The organism is Pseudoalteromonas sp. TAB23 (genome assembly GCF_000498075.1).
GTDB lineage: Bacteria > Pseudomonadota > Gammaproteobacteria > Enterobacterales > Alteromonadaceae > Pseudoalteromonas > Pseudoalteromonas arctica.
The window spans coordinates 1-1926 of record NZ_AUTP01000243.1; the positions used below are offsets into that span (position 1 = coordinate 1).

Below are 1926 nucleotides of genomic sequence, written 5' to 3' on the forward strand. Positions count from 1 at the left end.
CCTAAGCTACCCGCTGCAACTTGTTGGTTTTGCGAGCGAAGGGCAGCAACTACATCTGTTGCTGTTAATTCCCGTGCAGCAAGAGCATCTGGGTTTAGCCATACGCGCATTGAGTATTTGCCACCACCAAATAAACGAATATCACCTACGCCTGGTAAGCGTGCAATTTCATCTTTAATGTTTAAATCAGCATAATTAGATAAGTAAGCTGTGTCGTGCGTTTTTTCAGGCGAATATAAGTGCACCACCATGGTTAAATCGGGTGATGATTTTTCGGCTACAACACCTAAACGTTGTACTTCTTCTGGCAAACGTGGCAATGCACTGTTTACACGGTTTTGTACTTGTACTTGAGCACGATCTAAATCGGTACCTAAAGCAAAAGTTACCGTTAGTGTCATGCGTCCATCGCTTGTACCTTGCGAAAACATATACAACATGTTTTCAGTACCGTTAATTTCTTGCTCCAGCGGTGTTGCCACTGTTTGCGCGATAACGGTTGGGTTTGCACCCGGGTAACTTGCAGTCACAACCACTGTAGGAGGAACCACTTCTGGGTATTCACTTACTGGTAGTTGGAATAGTGAAATACCACCAGCAATTAAAATAACCAACGACAGCATTGCCGCAAATATTGGGCGCTGTATAAAGAAATGCGAAAATTTCATCAATAAACCTTATTGCTTAGCCACAAGTTGTGCGTTGTCGTTTGACAATGTAAATGCAACACCGCTTGTATCAATTGTTACTGTTTGTGGAGAGATTGGCATACCTGGGCCTACACGTGCTGGGCCGTTTACTGCAATTACGTCACCTTCGCTAAGGCCCGATGTAACCGCACGTAATGCACCGTAACGCTCACCAATAGTAATTAGTTTGTATTCAAGTACGTTGTTTTCGCCAACCGTTAATACAAAACGATTTTTTAAGTCGGTACCAATTGCACGTTCTGGGATAATAATCGCGTCGCTAATAGAGTTGGCTGCAAGCTTAATACGTGCAAACGAGCCTGCGCGTAATTGGTTGCTGTCTTCATTAAATACCGCACGTACGCGTAATGTACCTGTTGATGAATTAATTTGGTTATCAATAAAGTTAATGTAGCCTTTGTATGCAAAATCGCTTTGACCCACTTTTTGCATTACAACAGTTTGATGGCTCGCAGCAGTAACATCATTAAAAGAGCTATTCCATGTGCGTTCATCAACATCAAAATAAGCATACATAGCTTGGTTTGAAACAATTGACGTTAATACGCTTTGACCCGCAAGTATGTTATTACCTTTGGTAATATTTGCGCGAGAAATAATGCCATCAATTGGTGATACTACTGACGTAAACTCTAAATCAAGCTCTGCTGAAGTAAGTTGTGCTTGAAGTGCAGAAAGCTGTGCTTCGCGTTGGCGTAGTGTTGAAGTACGCGCTTGTGCTTGCTCAGTTGAGATTGCCTTACGGTCTAATAAGCGTACCGCACGTTTGTCTTCACTTTTAGCTTGTTCAAGTGCGGCTTCTGCGCTGTTAATTTGCGCTTTTAAACTAGCAACCACAGCAGCAAATGGACGAGCATCTAATTGAAATAAAACATCGCCTTCTTTAACCACATCGCCTTCTTTAAATTCAATGCTATCGATGATTCCCGATACACGCGGCATTAAAGCAACTTCTTGTGGAGACTCTAAACGAGTTGTATATGTGTGCCAGCTTTGTACCGGCTTAACAAGCACCTGTGCTACATCAATTGGTTGAAGTTGCTGTGCAGGTGCTGATTGAGCTGTGCTCTCATCAGCACAACCCGCAAGTGTTAAAGATGCCGCAGTAAGTGCAGCAGCAATTAGATGTTTGTTCATGAAGACGCTCCATTGTTGATTAGCCTCGCATAATACGGATTAAACCCGTGTGTAAAAACCATAGATTTTTAAATTCATT

General features: G+C 42.5%; 2 protein-coding genes. Both read right to left on the bottom strand.

The window, feature by feature from the left end; genetic code table 11:
* Window positions 1-668 (bottom strand): efflux RND transporter permease subunit (locus L654_RS0114680; RefSeq protein ID WP_029753626.1); only part of this gene is annotated, 668 nt, incomplete at its 3' end.
* A gap of 9 nt (window positions 669-677) precedes the next feature.
* Window positions 678-1847, bottom strand: a complete 1170-nt coding sequence (locus L654_RS0114685) for an efflux RND transporter periplasmic adaptor subunit (protein WP_024608307.1) — start codon at window positions 1845-1847, stop codon at window positions 678-680.
* Between the last annotated feature and the right edge of the window lie 79 nt (window positions 1848-1926).